A 17,265-nucleotide genomic window follows, 5' to 3' on the forward strand; every position below is an offset into this window, starting at 1 on the left:
GATCAAGGGAATAATGATGGCTGAAACTATTGAATTTGCTGATTTCGAGCGCGTAGACATTCGCGTCGGCACGATCGTCGAGGCCGAGCCCTTTCCGGAAGCGCGCAAGCCGGCCTTCAAGTTGAAGATCGATTTCGGCCCGGAGATCGGCATAAAAAAGTCATCAGCCCAAATCACGGTTCACTATCGTCCGGAGGAACTCGTCGGGCGGCAGGTTCTGGGCGTGGTCAATTTCCCGCCGCGTCAGATCGGCCCTGTCCGCTCCGAGGTGCTGACGCTGGGCTTTGAAGACGAGGCCGGCGCGATCGTGCTGGCTGCCACCGAACGGCCGATCCCCAACGGCAAGAAATTGATGTGACCCCAATGAACATTGCTTTCGAAGTGATCCCCGAGCGCGTCAAGGTTTCCTGCCTTTGGCGCGCCGCCGATGCCGCGCGCGACTGGCGCGCAAGTCACGTGCTTTCGCTGCTCGACCCGGAGCTGCCGGATGCCAATGTCCCTGTTATCGCCGGTGCCGATCATCGGGTCGTGCGCATGCGCGACCAGGAAAACCTCAACGCCACCCGGCATTTCCCGGATCTGGTGCTCGAGGTGTTCGAGGCGATGCGCCCGGCGGCGGAGAATTCGTCGAGCCGCATCCTCGTACATTGCCACGCCGGCGTCAGCCGCTCCACGGCCTTTGCCTATGGACTGATCGCCCATCAGCTTGGCGCCGGTCGCGAGGAGGATGCCTTTCGGGCGCTGCTGACGATCACGCGCAAGCCCTGGCCGAACCGTCGGATCATCGAGATCCTCGACGCCGCCCTCGGCCGCGAGGGTCGGCTGCTCACGCCGCTCGACGTGATGCGCGCCCGCCACCCGCGCCGCATCGACGCCTGGCATCGCTTCAACGAACGGCGCGGCCTTACCTCGATCTATCAGCGTTAGTTTAGCGCTCACGCGTCGGGCAACAGGCTGTCGGCATAGCGTTTGAGCGAACGGTTGTAGCGGGGGAGGTGCCGCGACAGGCTGCCGAGCGCGAGACCGGCTGCCTCCCCGGCGCGACCGGCATCGACCAGGCACAGGGCAAGGAAGGCGCTGACCGCGTCGTCGAGCTCGTCCGACGGTTTGGCCCGCTCGGCCGTAAGCAGGGCAATGCCCTCGTCAACACGGCCAAGATTGCGCAGGGTGCTGGCGAGCTGGATGGTGGCGCGCCGCCGGCGAATGCCCGCAAGACCGCCCTCCAGAGCCTGCCGGTAAAGCTGCTCGGCCCCCGCCTCGTGGCCGGTCGAGTCCTGTGCCGACGCCCTTTCGAACAGGCCGATGGCGTGGCCTGCCGGAAGCTCGGCCGCAAGCGTATCGATGCGGACAATGAAGGTTTCGGGGTCGACCGTGTCGAAGACCGCCCAAAGTTCGGCAAGCCGCCGTTCCCAATCACTCCAGTCGAAAGCGCCTGACATCGCCCACTCCCTCGGTCCGTCTTCCGGGCGAGCAGTGCCCCGTCAGCAGGTGGACGTCAAGCCGGAACGCGAACCGTCGCTCTCAGCCCGCCGAGCGGGCTGTCGCCAAGGGTCACATTGCCGCCGTGGCTGCGGGCAATGTCGCGGGCGATGGCAAGGCCAAGACCGGTGCCCGAGCTGTCAAGGTTGCGCGCCTCATCGAGCCGGAAGAACGGCTTGAACACGTCTTCGCGGGATCGTTCGGGGATGCCCGGGCCGTCGTCGTCGATGGTGATGGTGATCCACTTGGCGCTGTGGCGGGCGTCGATGTTGACGGTGCTGGCGTAGCGATAAGCGTTCGAGGCGAGATTGGCGACCAGACGGGTAAAGGCGTTCGGCCGGACCCGAACCTCGTCCTCGCCCTCGACGGAGGTCGTCAGGGACTTGCCGAGAAGCTCGGCCTCCGCCGCCAGCCGAACCATCAGGTCGCTGAGCTTGAGGTGGCCGACATCTTCTTCCGCCTCGCCGCGGGCAAAGGCGATGTAGCCTTCGAGCATATTCTGCATATCCTCGACGTCCTGGTTGAGGCCTTCGAGATCCGGGTTGTTGCCGGCAAGTGCCAGCTGAAGCTTGAAGCGGGTAAGGATGGTCCTGAGATCATGGCTGACGCCGGTGAGCATCGCGGTACGTTGTTCGATCTGGCGTTCGATCCGCTCTCGCATCAGGATGAAGGCGAGACCGGCACGGCGGATCTCGTCGGCGCCGCGTGGCGCGAAGTCGTCGATCTTCTGGCCCTTGCCGAAGCTTTCGGCCGCCTTGGTCAACGCCAGGATCGGCCGGATCTGGCCGCGCAGGAACAGGATGGCGATCGTCAGCAGCACCAGCGACGCCGCAACCATCCAGACGAGGAAGATGTGGGTGTTCGACGCATAGGCCTGATTGCGCCGGGCGTAGACCCGAAGGATGCGTCCGTCGTCAAGCTTGATGCGGATTTCGACGAGCTTCGAATTGCCGACGGTATCGATCCAGAAGGGGCGGCGGACCTGATTGGAGATCTCTTCGCCAAGGATCTGGTCGAGAATTTCCAAGAAGGGGCTTGGGCGCGGCGGTGGCAGTTCGCCGGGCGGATCCACCGAAATGTTGAGATCGAGCTGATCACGGGCAATGCGAATGATCTCGGCGATGTCCCGGTCGGCGGGGAAGGTGTCGATCAGGTCGACGATCGCGGCGATGTCGCCCGTCACCGCCGCCGAAAGGCGCTGCGTCACCAATTGCCAGTGGCGCTCCATGAAGATGAAGGCGACCACCGACTGCAGGAGCACCATGGGAATGATGACGATGAGCAGCGAGCGGGCATAAAGGCCCATGGGCAGGCGGCGGCGCAGCCAGCGGGTGAAGCGCCTCCAGGCGTTTTCGCTCGAGCCGGTTGCCCCGCGCTCTGTGCCGTCAAAGCTTGCCATGGTTTGCCGCGCTCATCGAAGGGCCTGCCAATTCAATCCACACTCAGCCGGTAGCCGATACCGCGCACCGTTTGCAACCACACGGGGTTGGACGGATCATCCTCTATCTTGCGCCGGAGGCGGTTGATCTGCACGTCGATCGTGCGCTCACCCACCTCGGCGTCGTCGCCGATCAGCTCGTGGCGCGGGATGGTCTCGCCGGCGCGTTGCGAAAAGAGCGTCATGATCTCCTGCTCGCGGTCGGTGAGGCGAATGTGATCGGCGCCGCGCCGAAGCTCCTTGCGCACCACCGAGAAGGTGTAGGGACCGAAGATCACCTGGTCGACCTTGGGCGCCTGGGCCGGCTGGTTGCGGCGCAGGATATTGTTGATGCGCAGCACCAGTTCCCGCGGTTCGAAGGGCTTCGACAGGTAATCGTCGGCTCCGGCCTCCAGACCTTCGATGCGGGAGTTCGATTCCGCCAGTGCCGTCAGCATCAGGATCGGCACGGTCTTGATCTGACGCAGGCTATGGGTCAGCGAGATGCCGCTTTCGCCCGGCATCATCACGTCGACGATCAGGAGGTCGAAGTCGAGGCCGACGAGCTTGCGTCGCGCCTCGTCCGCGTCCGACGCGGTCGTCACGCGAAATCCCTGTTCGACCAGATAGCGGTTCAGGAGATCGCGAATGCGCCTGTCGTCGTCAACGACCAGGAGGTGAGCCGCATCGTCCGAGACAGTCGCTTTTGTCGTCATTCCATGCTTCCCCAGTGGCTGCGCTTTCCCGGTGGCCCGCCCGCGGCGGGTCTCGTGTCAGTCTTCGGCGTTGTTCTTCATGCCGGCCAGAAAGCGCTTGACGGTTTCCCGCGCGCCCGGACCGGTCCTTGCCAATGCATCGGCTATGCGGCGGGACTGTGGCTCGGCAAGCGCACGCGCCAGCGCCTGGCCTTCCTCCGTGGTATAGAGCATGCGCTGACGCCGGTCTTCCGGTCCGGTCTCCTGGCGGATATAGCCCGAGTCGATCAGTTGCTTGAGCACGCGCGCGAGGCTCTGCTTGGTGATCTTCAGCGTGTCCAGGAGGTCGGCGACGGTCATGCCCGGCTCCCGATCGACGAAGTGCACGACGCGGTGATGCGCCCGCCCGAAGCCGCTCTTTTCAAGGATCGCGTCAGGGTCGGAGGTGAAGTCGCGATAGGCGAAGAAGAGCAGCTCGATGATCTCGAAATCGATCGTGTCGTCATCGGCGGCGGCATCAGTGAGATACCGGGTGTTCTCTTTGGATTGGCCGGCCACGCGGTCATTTCCTTTCAGCCAGATTGCAACTTGCGAAACAATCGGAAAAATACGTCAGCTTTATTGACATATTTTTACCGCGTCGTTAGCGTCCATGCTCGGTAAGCGAGACATTTGGCGTTAGCAACACCTTCGAAAGGATATGCCGCGCCGTTCCGATCGCAAATCCAAAATCACGAAATTGAATTTTCCCTCAATCAGTTTGCCGATAGACTGAAAGCGGGACCATAATCAACAAGAATGGCGTAGATGCGCCGGAGGATAACACCATGGCAGCGGTTCCTTTTGATCAGTTGGACGGAGAAATCTGGTTCAACGGCGAATTCGTCGCGTGGAAGGACGCCAAGGTGCATGTGCTGACCCATGGTCTGCACTATGCGAGCGCCGTGTTCGAAGGCGAGCGCGCCTATGGCGGACGCATCTTCAAGCTGACGGAACATAACCAGCGCCTGCATCAGTCGGCTGATATCCTCGGCTTCAAGATTCCCTATTCGGTGGAAGAACTGGATGCCGCCAGCGTCGAGCTCCTGAAGCGCCAGGGCCTCTCGGAGGCTTATGTGCGGCCGATAGCCTGGCGCGGCAGCGAAAGCATGGGCGTTTCGGCACAGAACAATCGCATCAATGTTGCCATCGCCATCTGGCAATGGGGCAGCTATTTCAACCCGGCGGAGAAGCTGAAGGGCATCCGTCTCGATATTGCCGAGTATCGCCGCCCGGACCCGCAGACGGCGCCGTCGAAGTCCAAGGCAGCGGGCCTCTACATGATCTGCACCATCTCCAAACACGCTGCGGAAGCCAAGGGCTATGCGGACGCGATGATGCTCGACTATCGCGGCCGGGTGGCCGAGGCGACCGGTGCCAATATCTTCTTCGTCAAGGACGGCGTCATCCACACGCCGGTGCCGGATTGCTTCCTCGACGGCATCACCCGCCGCACGGTGATCGAGCTTGCCAAGCGCCGCGGTTATGAGGTGGTCGAGCGGACCATCATGCCGGAGGAGCTTTCCGGCTTTTCCGAATGCTTCCTCACCGGTTCGGCCGCCGAGGTGACGCCGGTCTCCGAGATCGGTCCCTATCGCTTCACGCCGGCGACGATCTGCGAGACGCTGATGAACGACTACATGAAGGAAGTCTACCCGGTCGCCGCGGCGGCCGCGTAACCCCCTCACTGCTATCTGATGCGGAAAAGGCGGCCATGGGCCGCCTTTTGTCTTGCTCGGATATGATCGCAGAGTTAGGCGGTCTTCCCCAAGAACTGCCCGACGATTCCGCTCAGCACGCCGCCGCCGACGAGGCCGCCGATGGCTTGCATGGCAAGGCCCGTTGCGGCTGCTTCGCCACCGAGCATCTGGATGAGGAAGCCTCCGCCCAGGCCGCCGATGGCGCCGACGATGGTCCGTGCGACGACACCGAAAGCCTGCTGCTTCAAGACTGCGCTGGCCGCGTTGCCGCCGGCCGCCCCCGCGATCAACTGGGTAATGATAGGCATTAATGCTTCCATTGATCCCTCCGTGTCGTGGCGCGTCGTGGACGGGCCACCAAAAGCCGATGATCCGGCTCAAACAGGGTGAGACCGATTTTGAACTCTGTCAATTTGACCGCGCGATGCCGGCGCCGACAGAACGTTTTGGTTGTTGAAATAGCCAGTTTTGGCAGCGCAAACGGCTCAAAAAGGGGAAGTGGGGCCGTCAGGACAACATCGGTTGCATCAATGACCGCAATTTCCGGGGGATTATCGTGAGTGATTCGCGCCCCGCTCGGTGCGGACGCATGAGCCTCCGGCGGCTCCTGGCCGCCGGAGCGTGGGGTCATCAACGATAGACGTAGACGATGCGTCGCGTTGCCGGTTCGACCAGCACCGGCTGGCCGTTGATGTTGACATAGTCGTAGTTGTAGTCCGGCACGCGATGGACGGCCACGGTTTCGGGAAGTTCTGCTCCGAGCACCACCTCGCCGTCGAGATAGACGGTCTCACCAGGATTTGTGGTGATATAGGTACGCACGTTGTCGGGCGGTGCGATCGGGTCGATCTGCTCGACCGGACCGATCAGTTCGTCGCCGCTGCTGACGATAACGGGGTCATTGGGCTGGGCCTCGTAGGTGACGGCCGGAATGGCCAGATCGGCGCGGCGCTCCTGGACAACGACGGCCGAGCCGCCAAGGTCCGTGGTCAGATATTGCGCGTAGACCCAACCGCGTACGCCATTGACATCGATGCGGCACCATTTGCTGCCTTCGATGCAGCCATCGATGACTGCGGTGCTGCCACGGGCCGCCAGGCCGACTGTTGGATATTGTGGCCCCGGACCCGTGCGGATGTTGAGATCCGTCACCGTCGTCGCGGTCATGGCTGCAAAGGCGGACGGCAGGCCGATCGCCAGCACCAAACCCGCGGCCGCAGTGGCGCGCAACAGGGGGCGGGTAAGTTTCACCATCATCTTTCTCCTCTTATTGGTGAGGGCGAAACGCTGCCTGCGCGTGGATGTTCCCCCGGGAACGTCACGAAATGTGACGCCGTGACATGGTGGCGCCGTTGCCGCACCCGGGGAGCCAGGCGAGCAGGCGGCAGGAGAGGGGACGAAAAATGCAGGGTAACCAACCAGATCAGAACGATGCGACCGCACGCGGCCTCAAGCCGGTTGTCCGGATCGTCGTTGCTGCCGAACTCGCCATTTCGGCGCTGCTGATGACGACCGTGCAATGGCCGGCGCCGCAGCCCCCCACCGCCCAAATCGCCGTTCTGCGCTGATTGGCGCTGTCACGGGCGTCAATTGCCGCTATAGGAAAGAGAGACTGCAGCGCCGCGTTTCCTAAAGGATGCGTGAAGGGTGCTGCAGAACTTCGAAGTCCTGCATGTTTTGTCCTTCAATCCAAAAGGAAACATGCAGTGGATCCTATTGAGGCGGACGCGCATGTTACAGGCGGGCATCATCCCGGTTACCCATTTCGAGCAGAATTGCACGGTGCTGTTCGACAGCGAAACCAAGGAAGGCGTGATCGTCGATCCCGGTGGCGATGTCGATATCATTCTGCAGGCGGTTCGCGAAAACGGCATCACGCTGAAGGCGATCTGGATTACCCATGGCCATATCGACCATGCCGGCGGCGCCAAGGAGCTGAAGGACGCGCTCGGGCTCGAGATCATCGGCCCGCACAAGGACGACCTGCCGCTGCTCGAAAGGCTCGAGAGCCAGGCGGAACGCTTCGGTCTCGCGATGAAGGTTCAGAACGTCATTCCCGATCGCTGGCTCGAAGAGGGCGACACCGTGTCCTTTGGCGAACACGTCTTCGAAGTTCTGCATTGCCCGGGCCATGCACCGGGGCATGTCGTCTACTTCAACCGGGCGCAGAACTTTGCCCATGTCGGCGACGTGCTCTTCCATGGCTCCATCGGTCGCACCGACCTGCCGGGCGGCAATCATCAGCAATTGCTCGATTCGATCCGCGACAAGATCCTGCCGCTTGGAGACAATGTCGGTTTCATCTGCGGTCACGGCCCGGGCGGCCAGATCGGCGAGGAGCGCCGCACCAATCCCTATCTGCGCGGTCTCACGCCGCCGGAACAGGTCGCATCGACGACCCGGAACAACAAAACGCAAGGCTCGTGAGAGCCTTGCGTTTTGTTGTCTCGACCTGTCCTGGCCTGATCAGCCGGCGGTGCAGAAGTAGCTGCGGCCGTTGTAGCCGCGGAAGGTGCCGTTGTCCGGGTTGAACGAGCGGTAGCGCTGCGAGCAGTAACGGTACCAGGACGGGGTCCAGGGCTCGAGCGAACGGTAACCGCCGCCATAGCTGTCGACGACAACAGGGCGCGCCTGGTAGACCGGGCGGGCACGATAGACCGGGCGCGGTTCGTAATAGTCGTATTCCGGTTCCGGATCGATGTAGACGCGCTCGTTGTAGCCGCCGTTATAGCGCGGCTGCGAGGCGATCGCGCCGCCGATCAACGCGCCGGCCACCAGACCCGCAGCACCGGCCGCCCATGCGTCGTCATGGTCGTGATACCGGCCGCCTGCCTGAGCGGCACCAAAGGTCGGGATGACCATGGCAGCTGCAGCGATCGAGAGAACGGCGGCTTTGATGAACTTGTTCATGGGCTTCAATCCTATCGCATGGACCGGATCAATCCGGACTTCATGATGGCGGAAGGTTAACGCCGCCAAACTGAACCGAGCCTGAACAAAAAAGCCGGCAGGTTTGCCGGGCTCACAACAAAAAAACCCGGCAAGAATGCCGGGCTTCAACTTAGAATCTATCAGCAGATGTCGGCGTTAGCCGGCGATCTGCAGGTTGACCGCCTTCGGGCCTTTGCCGCGGCGATCCGGTTCGGTGTCGAAGCTTACCTTCTGGTTTTCCGTCAGACCGGTCAGGCCGGAAGCCTGGACTGCGGAAATGTGTACGAAGATATCTGCACCACCGTTGTCAGGCTTGATGAAACCAAAGCCCTTGTCGGTGTTGAAGAATTTTACAGTGCCAGTTTCGGCCATGCGTCAGGTCCTTTTCTCTCCACCCGTTTGACGGACGGGCGGCATTGCAGTTTTGCCCGGATGGGCGTTGGCAGGCAGTTCTCGACGTTTGAGGAAAGGGTCCTGGTTACCGCAGCCAGCCATTGGAAGGGTCGCATTTCATGCTTCCCATCGGCCTGGCCGCCCGGAGTTTTTGCGTCTCCGGCCCGCTTTTATTTCAAGATCTTCCCGTGTTCGCAGATTGCCCGAACAGAGTAAGAGTGATGGGTTTATTTTGAATTGGCAAGCAAAACTTTTCGGTGGTGGTATTGCGTCTTGTCATTGCTCAAAAATCGGTCATTTGCGGCTTTGTTGGCATTTGCTCAAGATATATCGCAAGCTGTTGAAATCACAGCTTTTTGAATACAAATGCTGCAAAATTGAGTGGTTTTGGTCGATTTCTGGTGTAGCGCGCGCGAACCCGACCAAATGCCGGCAGCGCCCGCTATTGGCAACTCTCTGATATGTTTGAGGCTTCTCACGCAAAGGGTTTCTTACGTGGGATTCTTGCAGAAAATCTACAGGTCTTGAATTGGACTGCGCGATGCGCCCCGCGGTGGGGCATTGCCGTGAAGCAACGATCTCCCGGCTTGGAACAATAGCAAGTAAAGCACCAGTGCAGCGTTCAGGCTGGCCGTTGTTATAGTTCGCAATGCGACGTGGAAAACAGCCTGCGCTCGGTGTCAGGCTGGCACTTGCGCGCGCCGGCTCTTTGTCAGCTCGGGCACGATCTCGACCGCCAGCATGGCAGTGAAGATGATGGCGCAGCCGGCATAGCCGATCGGGGTGATGACCTCGCCGAGAAGGAGGACGCCGAAGAGGGCTGCAAACAGCGCTTCGCTTGACAGGAAGATCGCCGCCTGCGGCGCTGTCGTGTAGCGCTGGCCGACCACCTGCAGGATGAAGGCGAGGCCGCTCGAAAAGATGCCGGCGTAGAGGATCTCGAAGAGAGCGCCGTCGATGGCGGCAAGTGTCAGCGGTTCCGTTCTCACCGCGAACAGGAAGCCAAGCACGGCGCAAACGGCAAATTGTGTCATCGACAGCAACATCGGCCGGCCGCTGCTGGGGGCGAAGAGACCGATGAGCAGCATTTGCACCGCCCAGAACAGGGCACAGACGACCGTCAGATAATCACCGCCGGTCAACGCCGACAACGTTCCGCCGCTCAACAGGAAAATGCCGAACAGTGCCATCAGCGCGCCCGGCCAGATGACCCAGTGCGGCTTGCGGCGCAGAAAGATGACCGTCAGCACGGGCACGAAGACGACGTACAGCCCGGTCAGGAAGCCGGAATTGGTGACGCTGGTGTCGAGCAGGCCGAATTGCTGCGTCACGGCCCCGGCAAAGAGCGCCAGGCCGATGAAGATGAAATTGCGCACGGTCGTCAGCTTGAGCGGTTCGGTGGCGCGCTTCGTTTCGATCACGGCCAAAGGCAACGCGACGAGCGTGGCGATCGCAAAGCGCAGCGTGATGAACCAGAGCGGGCTGATCGCATCCATGGCCGTCGACTGCGCGACGAAGCCGGCGCCCCATATCGCGCCTGAAATCAACAGGAACAGATTGGCCTGAATGCGGGTCATAAGTGCTCTCCTCGGACAGGCGCCGTCTAGCAGTTGCGTTTTCGGTGGGCAAGGCTCATCGTTGCCGCCCGGCGCTTGGAGAGGATGATGGGTGACAGCGGGTATTCCGGCACGCCGCTTGCCCGCAAGCTTGGCTTGAAGGCGGGGCAGGCAGCCCTGCTGCTTGGTACTCCGCCCGACATGAGCGAGATCACCGGCTTTGCCGAATTCCTAAGGTGCGAAACCTCGATCGACCCGGCTGCCGGACGCAGCTACGACTATGTCCATGTGTTCGAGACGCAGAGGTCTGTCTTGGATGAATTGGCGCCGGAGGTTGCAGCCCGTCTGAAATCGGACGGGATTCTTTGGATCTCGTGGCCGAAGAAGGCTTCGAGGGTTCCGACCACACTGACGGAGGATGTGTTGCTCGAGATCTTCCTGCCGCTCGGCCTCGTCGATGTGAAGGTGTGCGCCGTTGACGCCGTCTGGTCCGGGCTGAAATTCATGTTCCGCAAGGAGCTTCGTGATCGGCTGTCGTGAGACGAATGTGGACGCCTGAGCTTATTTACTGCGTCGCACCCCTGGAGACGCGCAGCACCGCCCCGTCTTCCTCGTCGGTCACCATCAGCAAGGCCCCGTCAGGCGCGACGATGACATCGCGGATGCGGCCGAATTCACCGTCGAACAGGCGTTCCTCGGAACCGATGGCACCACTGTCGTCGCGTTCGAGCCGGGAGAGAAGCTGGTACTTCAGCGCCGCCACCAGCAGGTTGCCATCCCATTCGGGAAACATCTTGCCGCGATAGACGGCGAGCGCCCCGGGTGCGATCGACGGGTCCCAATAGAAGAGCGGCTGGTCGAGCCCCTCCTTTGCGGTGCCTTCACCAATCTCCGCCCCGGAATAGTCCTTGCCGTAGGTGATAACCGGCCAGCCGTAGTTGTGGCCGGCCTGCGGATTGTTGATCTCGTCGCCGCCCCGCGCACCGTGCTCGACCGTCAAAAGAGTGCCATCCTTCGGATCGAAGGCGATGCCTTGCGGATTGCGGTGGCCTTTCGACCAGATTTCCGCGAGGCCACCGGTGCCGCCGCGATAGGGGTTCGATCCGGGAACGGTGCCATCTGCATTGATATGCAGGATCGCGCCGGCGTGGTCGCGCGGGTCCTGCGCGCGATCCCCTTCACCCCGGTCACCGATGCCGAAGAACAGGCTGCCATCGGGCGCGATTGCGATGCGCGAGCCGAAATGCTGTCCCTTGCCGGTAAACCTGCTCATCCGGAAGAGTTCCTTGACCTCGCTGAGGCTACTTTCGTCCGGCGAGAGCTTTGCCCGCACGAGGACAGTGCCATAGCCACCGTCGCCCACGGCCGCGAGCGTCAGGTAGAGCGTCCTGTTTTCGGCAAAGCCGGGGTCGAGCGCGATGTCGAGCAGGCCACCCTGTCCGTACTCAGCGACCTTCGGGGTGCCGGCCAGTGGTTTTGAGACCTTGCCGTCGCGAACGATCCGGAGCCGCCCGGGACGTTCGCTGACAATCAGCCCGCCATCGGGGAGCGCTTCGACGGACCAGGGGTGTTCGAGGCCCGTTGCCAGGGTTTCAACACGCAAGGTGCCCTGCTGGCTCGGGAACTCGCGGGCTTCCTGTGCTTTTGCGCCAAAAGGGGAGGCCGCCGTTGCCAAGGTGACAAACAGCGCCAGGGCCGGGATGGGCCGCAATGTGCCTATCTGTTTCGACGCACTTGCATCCGCTCGCAGCATTCCGCTCCTCCACGCCGATTCGCTCAGATGGCAAGCTGGAACGGTCGACCGAACGGTTCAAGTCACATCCGATCAAAAGCGGTTTATTTCGAGATCGAGCCTGTGGTCAGCGGCCCGGAGCGCTGTTCACCGATAAGCTCGGCGCTGACGATGTAGCGCATCGGGCCTTGCTCGATTGCGTCGAAGGGCCAGCAGGTGGCGAGTGCCAGATGGTGGCCGCTGGCAGAGGCATTGATGCCGCTCTCGTCCCAACGGGCGACGCGGCCTTCGCCGGCACGGAACAGGAAGCGGCGACCATCCGTGCGTGTCAACACCAGGAGATCGCCGGGAGTGACGTCCTTCAGCCAGCGAAAATGCGTATCGCGGTGGGCGGCGATGACGGACGTGCCTTCTTCACCCGGCTGCGGCGTCGTCGTCAGCCAGGCGGGGCCGAAGGCAAGTGCTTCGCCGCTTGCACCTTCAAGCACGATCGCCGAGCGGTTCAATCTCGGGGCGGTGATTTCGGCGGCCGTCCGGAAGTCGGCCCAGGGCCAGGGCCTGCCATCAGGGTTGCCGTGCAATTGTGCTTCGAAGGTGCGCTTCAAGAGCACCTGCGAAACCTCGGCCTTGGCCTTCATATAGAAGCCCTTGCCGATCAGCATCAGACCGGCAAGAGCAATCAGCGCGATGATCGCAAGCACGATCGTCTCGACCGCCGAGAGGCGGGCGAGAAAGCCTGGGCGCGGCTCGGGCCTCTCGTTCTCAGCGGCCATGGCGGCGCACTCCGGCAAGCACGACAGCCGCAATCGGGCCACGCCAGAAGACGAAAGTCGTGCCGGCAAGGAGTGCTGCGGCCAGCAGCATCAGGCCAACCAGGATCTGCCTGTCCGCTTCCGTTGCTGTCTGCGGCAGGGTCACCTGGTTGTTGGCTTCGGCAATCATGCTGGCGGCGCGCGCCGTCGGTGCCGCCAGCATGCGGTCGGCCGTCACCATGGCGAGCCTGGTCTGGCTCTCGAGCGCGGCATCGCGTTCATCGACCTTGCCGGGGACATCTTCAGCGGGCGCTTCACCAAAGACCTTGCCGAAGTCCCAGCCGGCCGGGAGGTTGACGGGCAGCTTCGTTTCGGCCTGCGGCTCGCCGGCTGGGCGCGATGGTGTGGCATCGACGGCGACGAGGCTGGTGACTCGCGAGACGAGGTGATGGGCGAGCGCTACGGTCTCGATCCGCTTGTCGAGTGTGGCTGGATCGGCGATCGTCGAAGCACTCGCCTCCAGGTCGTCGATCTTGCGGCGCGCCCAGAGCGTGGCGATGCCTTGGCCGGTCGAAGCCTTGGCGATGTCCATTTCGACCCGCCAGGGTTGGTCGCCGGCCTTGCCGAGGATCTGCAGCTTGCCTTCGGGCGCTGTGCCATCGAGTTCGGCGGTCAGCACCACCGGCTCGCCGCGATAGAGATCGGGCATCGGGTTCGGCGTGATGTCGCTGACCGAAGCGCCCTCGAAGTTTGCAGAGATGTCGGTCATCGCGGGGGTTTCGAGCTTGGTGAAGAGCTCGCCCATGCGTGTCGCCACCTGGCTCTCCGAGCCGATCAGCGTGAAGGTGCCGCGACCGTATTCCGCCGCCTTGGTCATGAAGTGGCTGTTTGGGGCCGAGCCGATGCCGACGGTGAAGACGCGGGCGTCGCCGCGGTTCTTCTGGATTTCGTCGAAAAGCTGTGTCTCGTTGCCGATCGCGCCATCGGTCAGGAAGACGATCTGGCGAAGCGCACCCGGTTCTACCGTTCCCTGGGTGCGAAGGGCGGCTTCCAGCGCCGGCAGCATCTCCGTGCCGCCATCAGCCGTCAGGCCGCGCACATAGGCGATCGCATCCTCGCGCTTGTCCGGCGTTGCTTCCACGAGAGAGGGGAAGTGCACGCTCATGGTGTCATCGAAGCGGATGACGTTGAAGCGGTCCTCGGGTTTCAGCCTGGAGATCGCCAGCGCCAGGCTTTCCTTGGCCTGCTCCATCGAGGGGCCGGCCATGGAGCCGGAATTGTCGATGACGAAGACGACCTCGCGCTTGACCGACCTGGCGTCGGCTTCGGTTGCGGTGGCCGGCGGTGTCACGAAGGAGAGCAGATAGGTCTTGCCGTTGACGGTCTCGCGGAAGAGGCCGGCATAGGGGCTCTTGCCCTCGATCGCCTTCCAGGTGAGCTCGAAGTCGCGGTCGGCCGGAACGCTTTCAGCCTTGAGTGTGATGCGACGGGTAAGATCGTCGAGGTTGGCGACATCCACGTCGTGATAGGCGGATTTCACGTCGCCGAGTGGGAAGCCGGCCTTCAGGTTCACGGTGAGCGTGACCGGATTGACCTTGGCGTTTTCCTTCGGGTCGAGAACCGGCGCTTCGATCTTGTCGCGATCGGGAACCGGATCGCTGACGGCATAGCCGGTGCGGCTATCGAGATCGACGGTCTGAACGATCGGCTCCGGGTTGTAACCCGGCGCCACGACCATGGGGAAGCGCAGCGAATAGAGGCCGTTCGATTGGCGGACTGCGCTCTGGTATTCGATCTGTATGACGACCGTTTCGCCGGGGCCGATATTGGCCACCTGGTTGGTGAAGATGTTGGGGCGCTGCTGCTCGAGCAGAGCCGCCTTCTTGCCCTCGGCCTTTGCCTGCTCGTAGATCTCCTTGGCGGCCTGGCGCGGCTTGATCTGGCCTTCGATGAAGCGGTCGCCGATCTGCATCTTCAGCGTATCGACGGCCGAATCTTCGGGCAGGGGAAAGACATAGGTGCCTTCGACCCAACCCTTGCTCGGATTCTCGAAGCGCTGGGTCACGCGGGTGCGCATGATCGGGCCGTTGACGTCGATCTCGACGTCGGTCGCCAGGCGCGGTGCCTCGACGAAATAGCCGGGCTCCTTCGACGGGAAGAGCAGGGCGCCGGTGCCCACGTCGTTGGGGCGGACGTAGCCCGCCATCTGCTGCGGCCTGGCGCTCACCGTTTCGGCGGCGGCCTGGGTCATCAGACCGATGAACATAAGGATGCAGGCGGCAAGGGCCGCGAGCGCCAGATACATGCCCCAGCGCGCTTCGTTCTGCCGTGTCTTCAATGAGGCGATTTCGTCGTCGAGAAACATTGCATAACCCCCGTAATGCGAATGTGTTCGGATCATCGAAGAAAAGGCTCGGAAACCGGCTGTTGCAGGACGGAATTGCGGCGGACCGCGACAGTTGTCGTGGCCAAATTATGGCTTTTCGTAAATCACCGGATTCCGCTGATTTTTTTGAATAAATCGCGATCAAGAACCGTTTCGGACTGATACGGTCCGTGGCCGTTCGAAGCGCCAGGGCCGTTCCATTTTTGCGGCGCGCGATTGGCTGGCGAGCGTCGTTCGGACTGCGGCGAGCGATCGCCAAAGCTGATCGCACTCATGAAACTTTGTCATGGTGACGTTTTTTGCCCGCGTTTCCGGCGTTTTTGCCGTTCCGGCGCTTGCAAGGCCGGGCGTCTTTCGACATAGACCTAACCGCTATGGAGCCTGGCTTTTACGTTCCGTAGCGATCACCTCGTCTCGAAACGATCAGGACCTTCACCCATGGCCTTCCTTGCCGATGCTCTTTCCCGTGTAAAGCCTTCCGCCACCATCGCCGTTTCGCAGAAAGCCCGTGAGCTGAAAGCGAAAGGCCGCGATGTGATCGGCCTCGGTGCAGGAGAGCCGGACTTCGATACGCCCGACAATATCAAGAAGGCAGCAATCGACGCGATCAACCGCGGCGAGACGAAGTACACGCCGGTCTCCGGCATTCCGGAACTGCGCGAAGCGATCGCCAAGAAGTTCAAGCGCGAGAACAACCTCGAATACGCGGCTGCCCAGACGATCGTCGGCACCGGCGGAAAGCAGATTCTTTTCAACGCCTTCATGGCGACGCTGAACGCGGGCGATGAAGTCGTTATCCCGGCACCCTACTGGGTCTCCTATCCGGAGATGGTGGCGCTGTGCGGCGGTACCCCGGTCACCGTCTCGACCAAGCAGGAAAACAACTTCAAGCTCAAGCCCGAAGACCTGGACAAGGCGATCACGCCGAAGACCAAGTGGTTCATCTTCAACTCGCCGTCCAACCCGTCTGGCGCTGCCTACAGCCATGCCGAGCTCAAGGCGCTGACCGACGTCCTGATGAAGCATCCGCATGTCTGGGTTCTCACCGACGACATGTACGAGCACCTGACCTACGGCGACTTCAAGTTCGCGACCCCCGTTGAAGTCGAGCCCGGCCTTTACGACCGCACGCTGACGATGAACGGCGTCTCCAAGGCCTATGCCATGACCGGCTGGCGCATCGGCTACGCAGCCGGCCCCTTGCCGCTCATCAAGGCCATGGACATGATCCAGGGCCAGCAGACCTCGGGCGCCACCTCGATCGCGCAGTGGGCGGCCGTCGAGGCGCTGAACGGCACGCAGGACTTCATCCCCGAGAACAAGAAGATCTTCGAAGGTCGCCGCGATCTCGTCGTGTCGATGCTGAACCAGGCCAAGGGCATTTCGTGCCCGACGCCGGAGGGCGCCTTCTACGTCTACCCATCCTGCGCCGGCCTCATCGGCAAGACTGCGCCGTCGGGCAAGGTCATCGAGACGGACGAAGACTTCGTCTCCGAGCTCTTGGAAGCCGAAGGCGTTGCCGTCGTGCATGGTTCGGCCTTCGGTCTCGGCCCGAACTTCCGCATCTCCTATGCGACCTCGGAAGCGCAGCTCGAAGAAGCGTGCCGCCGCATCCAGCGCTTCTGTGCCGCCTGCAAGTAAGCTGCAAGCTTTGCATTCAATGAAAAAGCCCGCCGGCGACGGCGGGCTTTTTTGTTCGCAGATCGATTCAACGGGCGGCCAATTTGATTCAAGCGGATCGGCCAATGGGTTGAAATCCCGTTAGAATTTCACGCGCCCGGAACCTCGTCGTCGCCAACGACGCCACCCTCGCTTTCGAGGATGGAGAGGCGGCGGGCCTCGGAGCGGGTGAACTTCAGCCGCACGCCGATGCCGCGTTCGCCTTCGGGCAGAAACACCGCACCGGCATTTTCGAGCGCATGCTTCAGCGACAGGATGACGTCGTCGCCGGGGGTCTCCAGCTTGCGCTCGAACTTGAGGATCGTGTCTTCGTTGACGCCGGAAAAGCTTGACAGCATCTCGCGCGAGATTTCGATCAGCGCCCGGGCGGCGCGGCACTGCGGACCTGTAATCATCGTCACCTCCAGTTGCACGGGAGGATGCGTGAAGCCCGGCGAAGGGTCAACCGCAAGTGAGGTCCGTGACCGCATCGGCGCCGGCGGCGTGCGGAATTGCGAAGGGCCCT

The 17,265-nt window shown here is 62.2% G+C and carries 21 protein-coding genes; 7 read left to right on the forward strand and 14 right to left on the reverse strand.

The features are described from left to right. Window positions 1-16 precede the first annotated feature (16 nt). Together BBX50_RS09295 and BBX50_RS09300 are read left to right on the forward strand one after the other, a co-directional pair. Window positions 17-358, forward strand: coding sequence for a tRNA-binding protein (locus BBX50_RS09295; RefSeq protein WP_065775029.1), 342 nt, complete (start codon window positions 17-19; stop codon window positions 356-358). 5 nt (window positions 359-363) lie between these two features. Further along, complete coding sequence (locus BBX50_RS09300) at window positions 364-927, forward strand: protein-tyrosine phosphatase family protein (RefSeq protein ID WP_065775030.1); 564 nt, start codon at window positions 364-366, stop codon at window positions 925-927. Window positions 928-935: 8 nt separating this feature from the next. Here the strand turns inward: BBX50_RS09300 and BBX50_RS09305 are convergent, their stop codons facing one another. The 4 genes from BBX50_RS09305 to BBX50_RS09320 are packed head-to-tail and all read right to left on the reverse strand — an operon-like array spanning window position 936 to window position 4,149. Beyond that, window positions 936-1,439: a tetratricopeptide repeat protein gene (locus tag BBX50_RS09305; RefSeq protein WP_065775031.1), complete on the reverse strand. Its 504-nt coding sequence runs from the start codon at window positions 1,437-1,439 to the stop codon at window positions 936-938. Between the two features lie 56 nt (window positions 1,440-1,495). Continuing rightward, entirely contained in the window at window positions 1,496-2,878 is a 1,383-nt protein-coding gene (locus tag BBX50_RS09310) for an ATP-binding protein (RefSeq protein WP_065775032.1), read from the reverse strand. Window positions 2,879-2,910: 32 nt separating this feature from the next. Then, window positions 2,911-3,612, reverse strand: a complete 702-nt coding sequence (locus tag BBX50_RS09315; protein WP_065775033.1) for a response regulator transcription factor — start codon at window positions 3,610-3,612, stop codon at window positions 2,911-2,913. 57 nt (window positions 3,613-3,669) lie between these two features. Continuing rightward, window positions 3,670-4,149 (reverse strand): MarR family transcriptional regulator, encoded by a 480-nt coding sequence (locus BBX50_RS09320; RefSeq protein ID WP_065775034.1) that lies wholly within the window; start codon window positions 4,147-4,149, stop codon window positions 3,670-3,672. A 269-nt stretch (window positions 4,150-4,418) separates the two neighbouring features. Here BBX50_RS09320 and BBX50_RS09325 point away from each other — a divergent pair, with 269 nt between their 5' ends. Further along, window positions 4,419-5,309 (forward strand): branched-chain amino acid aminotransferase, encoded by an 891-nt coding sequence (locus BBX50_RS09325; protein ID WP_065775035.1) that lies wholly within the window; start codon window positions 4,419-4,421, stop codon window positions 5,307-5,309. Window positions 5,310-5,383: 74 nt separating this feature from the next. Here BBX50_RS09325 and BBX50_RS09330 read toward each other — a convergent pair whose 3' ends face one another. After that, window positions 5,384-5,650: a hypothetical protein gene (locus BBX50_RS09330; RefSeq protein WP_034788698.1), complete on the reverse strand. Its 267-nt coding sequence runs from the start codon at window positions 5,648-5,650 to the stop codon at window positions 5,384-5,386. Window positions 5,651-5,960: 310 nt separating this feature from the next. Beyond that, entirely contained in the window at window positions 5,961-6,584 is a 624-nt protein-coding gene (locus BBX50_RS09335; protein WP_065775036.1) for a DUF1236 domain-containing protein, read from the reverse strand. Window positions 6,585-6,733: 149 nt separating this feature from the next. On the opposite strand from BBX50_RS09335, the gene BBX50_RS30440 reads away from it, so the two are divergent. Both BBX50_RS30440 and BBX50_RS09340 read left to right on the forward strand, forming a co-directional pair. Beyond that, a complete protein-coding gene (locus BBX50_RS30440; protein WP_201723461.1) occupies window positions 6,734-6,898 on the forward strand; it encodes a hypothetical protein in 165 nt (54 codons plus the stop codon). Between the two features lie 163 nt (window positions 6,899-7,061). After that, a complete protein-coding gene (locus BBX50_RS09340) occupies window positions 7,062-7,757 on the forward strand; it encodes an MBL fold metallo-hydrolase (RefSeq protein WP_065775037.1) in 696 nt (231 codons plus the stop codon). Between the two features lie 39 nt (window positions 7,758-7,796). Here BBX50_RS09340 and BBX50_RS09345 read toward each other — a convergent pair whose 3' ends face one another. From BBX50_RS09345 to BBX50_RS09355, 3 genes are all read right to left on the reverse strand, one after another. Beyond that, window positions 7,797-8,240, reverse strand: coding sequence for a BA14K family protein (locus BBX50_RS09345; RefSeq protein WP_065775038.1), 444 nt, complete (start codon window positions 8,238-8,240; stop codon window positions 7,797-7,799). A 177-nt stretch (window positions 8,241-8,417) separates the two neighbouring features. Further along, window positions 8,418-8,633 carry a cold-shock protein gene (locus tag BBX50_RS09350; RefSeq protein WP_034788690.1) on the reverse strand — a complete coding sequence of 72 codons (216 nt, stop codon included), beginning with the start codon at window positions 8,631-8,633 and terminating at the stop codon, window positions 8,418-8,420. A gap of 701 nt (window positions 8,634-9,334) precedes the next feature. After that, the gene (locus BBX50_RS09355) at window positions 9,335-10,231 is read right to left on the reverse strand and encodes a DMT family transporter (RefSeq protein WP_065775039.1); all 897 of its coding nucleotides are present in this window, start codon (window positions 10,229-10,231) and stop codon (window positions 9,335-9,337) included. Between the two features lie 87 nt (window positions 10,232-10,318). Here BBX50_RS09355 and BBX50_RS09360 point away from each other — a divergent pair, with 87 nt between their 5' ends. Further along, complete coding sequence (locus tag BBX50_RS09360; protein WP_065775040.1) at window positions 10,319-10,750, forward strand: hypothetical protein; 432 nt, start codon at window positions 10,319-10,321, stop codon at window positions 10,748-10,750. Window positions 10,751-10,775: 25 nt separating this feature from the next. On the opposite strand, the gene BBX50_RS09365 is transcribed toward BBX50_RS09360, so the two are convergent. The 4 genes from BBX50_RS09365 to BBX50_RS30250 form a co-directional block, all read right to left on the reverse strand. After that, window positions 10,776-11,963, reverse strand: a complete 1,188-nt coding sequence (locus BBX50_RS09365; RefSeq protein ID WP_065775041.1) for a PQQ-dependent sugar dehydrogenase — start codon at window positions 11,961-11,963, stop codon at window positions 10,776-10,778. Between the two features lie 83 nt (window positions 11,964-12,046). After that, a complete protein-coding gene (locus BBX50_RS09370; RefSeq protein ID WP_065775042.1) occupies window positions 12,047-12,715 on the reverse strand; it encodes a class GN sortase in 669 nt (222 codons plus the stop codon). Beyond that, window positions 12,705-14,999, reverse strand: coding sequence for a marine proteobacterial sortase target protein (locus BBX50_RS09375; RefSeq protein ID WP_244513138.1), 2,295 nt, complete (start codon window positions 14,997-14,999; stop codon window positions 12,705-12,707). Before BBX50_RS09375 ends, BBX50_RS09370 begins: the two co-directional genes overlap by 11 nt. 185 nt (window positions 15,000-15,184) lie before the next feature. Further along, entirely contained in the window at window positions 15,185-15,355 is a 171-nt protein-coding gene (locus BBX50_RS30250; RefSeq protein ID WP_161490862.1) for a hypothetical protein, read from the reverse strand. A gap of 163 nt (window positions 15,356-15,518) precedes the next feature. Between BBX50_RS30250 and BBX50_RS09380 the strand changes: the two genes are divergently transcribed. Beyond that, complete coding sequence (locus BBX50_RS09380) at window positions 15,519-16,721, forward strand: pyridoxal phosphate-dependent aminotransferase (RefSeq protein ID WP_065775044.1); 1,203 nt, start codon at window positions 15,519-15,521, stop codon at window positions 16,719-16,721. 128 nt (window positions 16,722-16,849) lie between these two features. On the opposite strand, the gene BBX50_RS09385 is transcribed toward BBX50_RS09380, so the two are convergent. Continuing rightward, window positions 16,850-17,155 carry a hypothetical protein gene (locus BBX50_RS09385; protein ID WP_065775045.1) on the reverse strand — a complete coding sequence of 102 codons (306 nt, stop codon included), beginning with the start codon at window positions 17,153-17,155 and terminating at the stop codon, window positions 16,850-16,852. Window positions 17,156-17,265: the final 110 nt, after the last annotated feature.

Source organism: Ensifer sp. LC11, from assembly GCF_001695835.1.
Taxonomy (GTDB): Bacteria; Pseudomonadota; Alphaproteobacteria; order Rhizobiales; family Rhizobiaceae; genus Ensifer.

Coding starts and splice junctions, on each gene's coding strand:
- BBX50_RS09295 (WP_065775029.1), top strand. CDS start 17: ATGGCTGAAACTATTGAATTTGCTGATTTCGAGCGCGTAGACATTCGC.
- BBX50_RS09300 (WP_065775030.1), top strand. CDS start 364: ATGAACATTGCTTTCGAAGTGATCCCCGAGCGCGTCAAGGTTTCCTGC.
- BBX50_RS09305 (WP_065775031.1), bottom strand. CDS start 1,439: ATGTCAGGCGCTTTCGACTGGAGTGATTGGGAACGGCGGCTTGCCGAA.
- BBX50_RS09310 (WP_065775032.1), bottom strand. CDS start 2,878: ATGGCAAGCTTTGACGGCACAGAGCGCGGGGCAACCGGCTCGAGCGAA.
- BBX50_RS09315 (WP_065775033.1), bottom strand. CDS start 3,612: ATGACGACAAAAGCGACTGTCTCGGACGATGCGGCTCACCTCCTGGTC.
- BBX50_RS09325 (WP_065775035.1), top strand. CDS start 4,419: ATGGCAGCGGTTCCTTTTGATCAGTTGGACGGAGAAATCTGGTTCAAC.
- BBX50_RS09330 (WP_034788698.1), bottom strand. CDS start 5,650: ATGGAAGCATTAATGCCTATCATTACCCAGTTGATCGCGGGGGCGGCC.
- BBX50_RS09335 (WP_065775036.1), bottom strand. CDS start 6,584: ATGGTGAAACTTACCCGCCCCCTGTTGCGCGCCACTGCGGCCGCGGGT.
- BBX50_RS30440 (WP_201723461.1), top strand. CDS start 6,734: ATGCAGGGTAACCAACCAGATCAGAACGATGCGACCGCACGCGGCCTC.
- BBX50_RS09340 (WP_065775037.1), top strand. CDS start 7,062: ATGTTACAGGCGGGCATCATCCCGGTTACCCATTTCGAGCAGAATTGC.
- BBX50_RS09345 (WP_065775038.1), bottom strand. CDS start 8,240: ATGAACAAGTTCATCAAAGCCGCCGTTCTCTCGATCGCTGCAGCTGCC.
- BBX50_RS09350 (WP_034788690.1), bottom strand. CDS start 8,633: ATGGCCGAAACTGGCACTGTAAAATTCTTCAACACCGACAAGGGCTTT.
- BBX50_RS09355 (WP_065775039.1), bottom strand. CDS start 10,231: ATGACCCGCATTCAGGCCAATCTGTTCCTGTTGATTTCAGGCGCGATA.
- BBX50_RS09360 (WP_065775040.1), top strand. CDS start 10,319: ATGGGTGACAGCGGGTATTCCGGCACGCCGCTTGCCCGCAAGCTTGGC.
- BBX50_RS09365 (WP_065775041.1), bottom strand. CDS start 11,963: ATGCTGCGAGCGGATGCAAGTGCGTCGAAACAGATAGGCACATTGCGG.
- BBX50_RS09370 (WP_065775042.1), bottom strand. CDS start 12,715: ATGGCCGCTGAGAACGAGAGGCCCGAGCCGCGCCCAGGCTTTCTCGCC.
- BBX50_RS09375 (WP_244513138.1), bottom strand. CDS start 14,999: ATGTATCTGGCGCTCGCGGCCCTTGCCGCCTGCATCCTTATGTTCATC.
- BBX50_RS30250 (WP_161490862.1), bottom strand. CDS start 15,355: ATGAGTGCGATCAGCTTTGGCGATCGCTCGCCGCAGTCCGAACGACGC.
- BBX50_RS09380 (WP_065775044.1), top strand. CDS start 15,519: ATGGCCTTCCTTGCCGATGCTCTTTCCCGTGTAAAGCCTTCCGCCACC.
- BBX50_RS09385 (WP_065775045.1), bottom strand. CDS start 17,155: ATGATTACAGGTCCGCAGTGCCGCGCCGCCCGGGCGCTGATCGAAATC.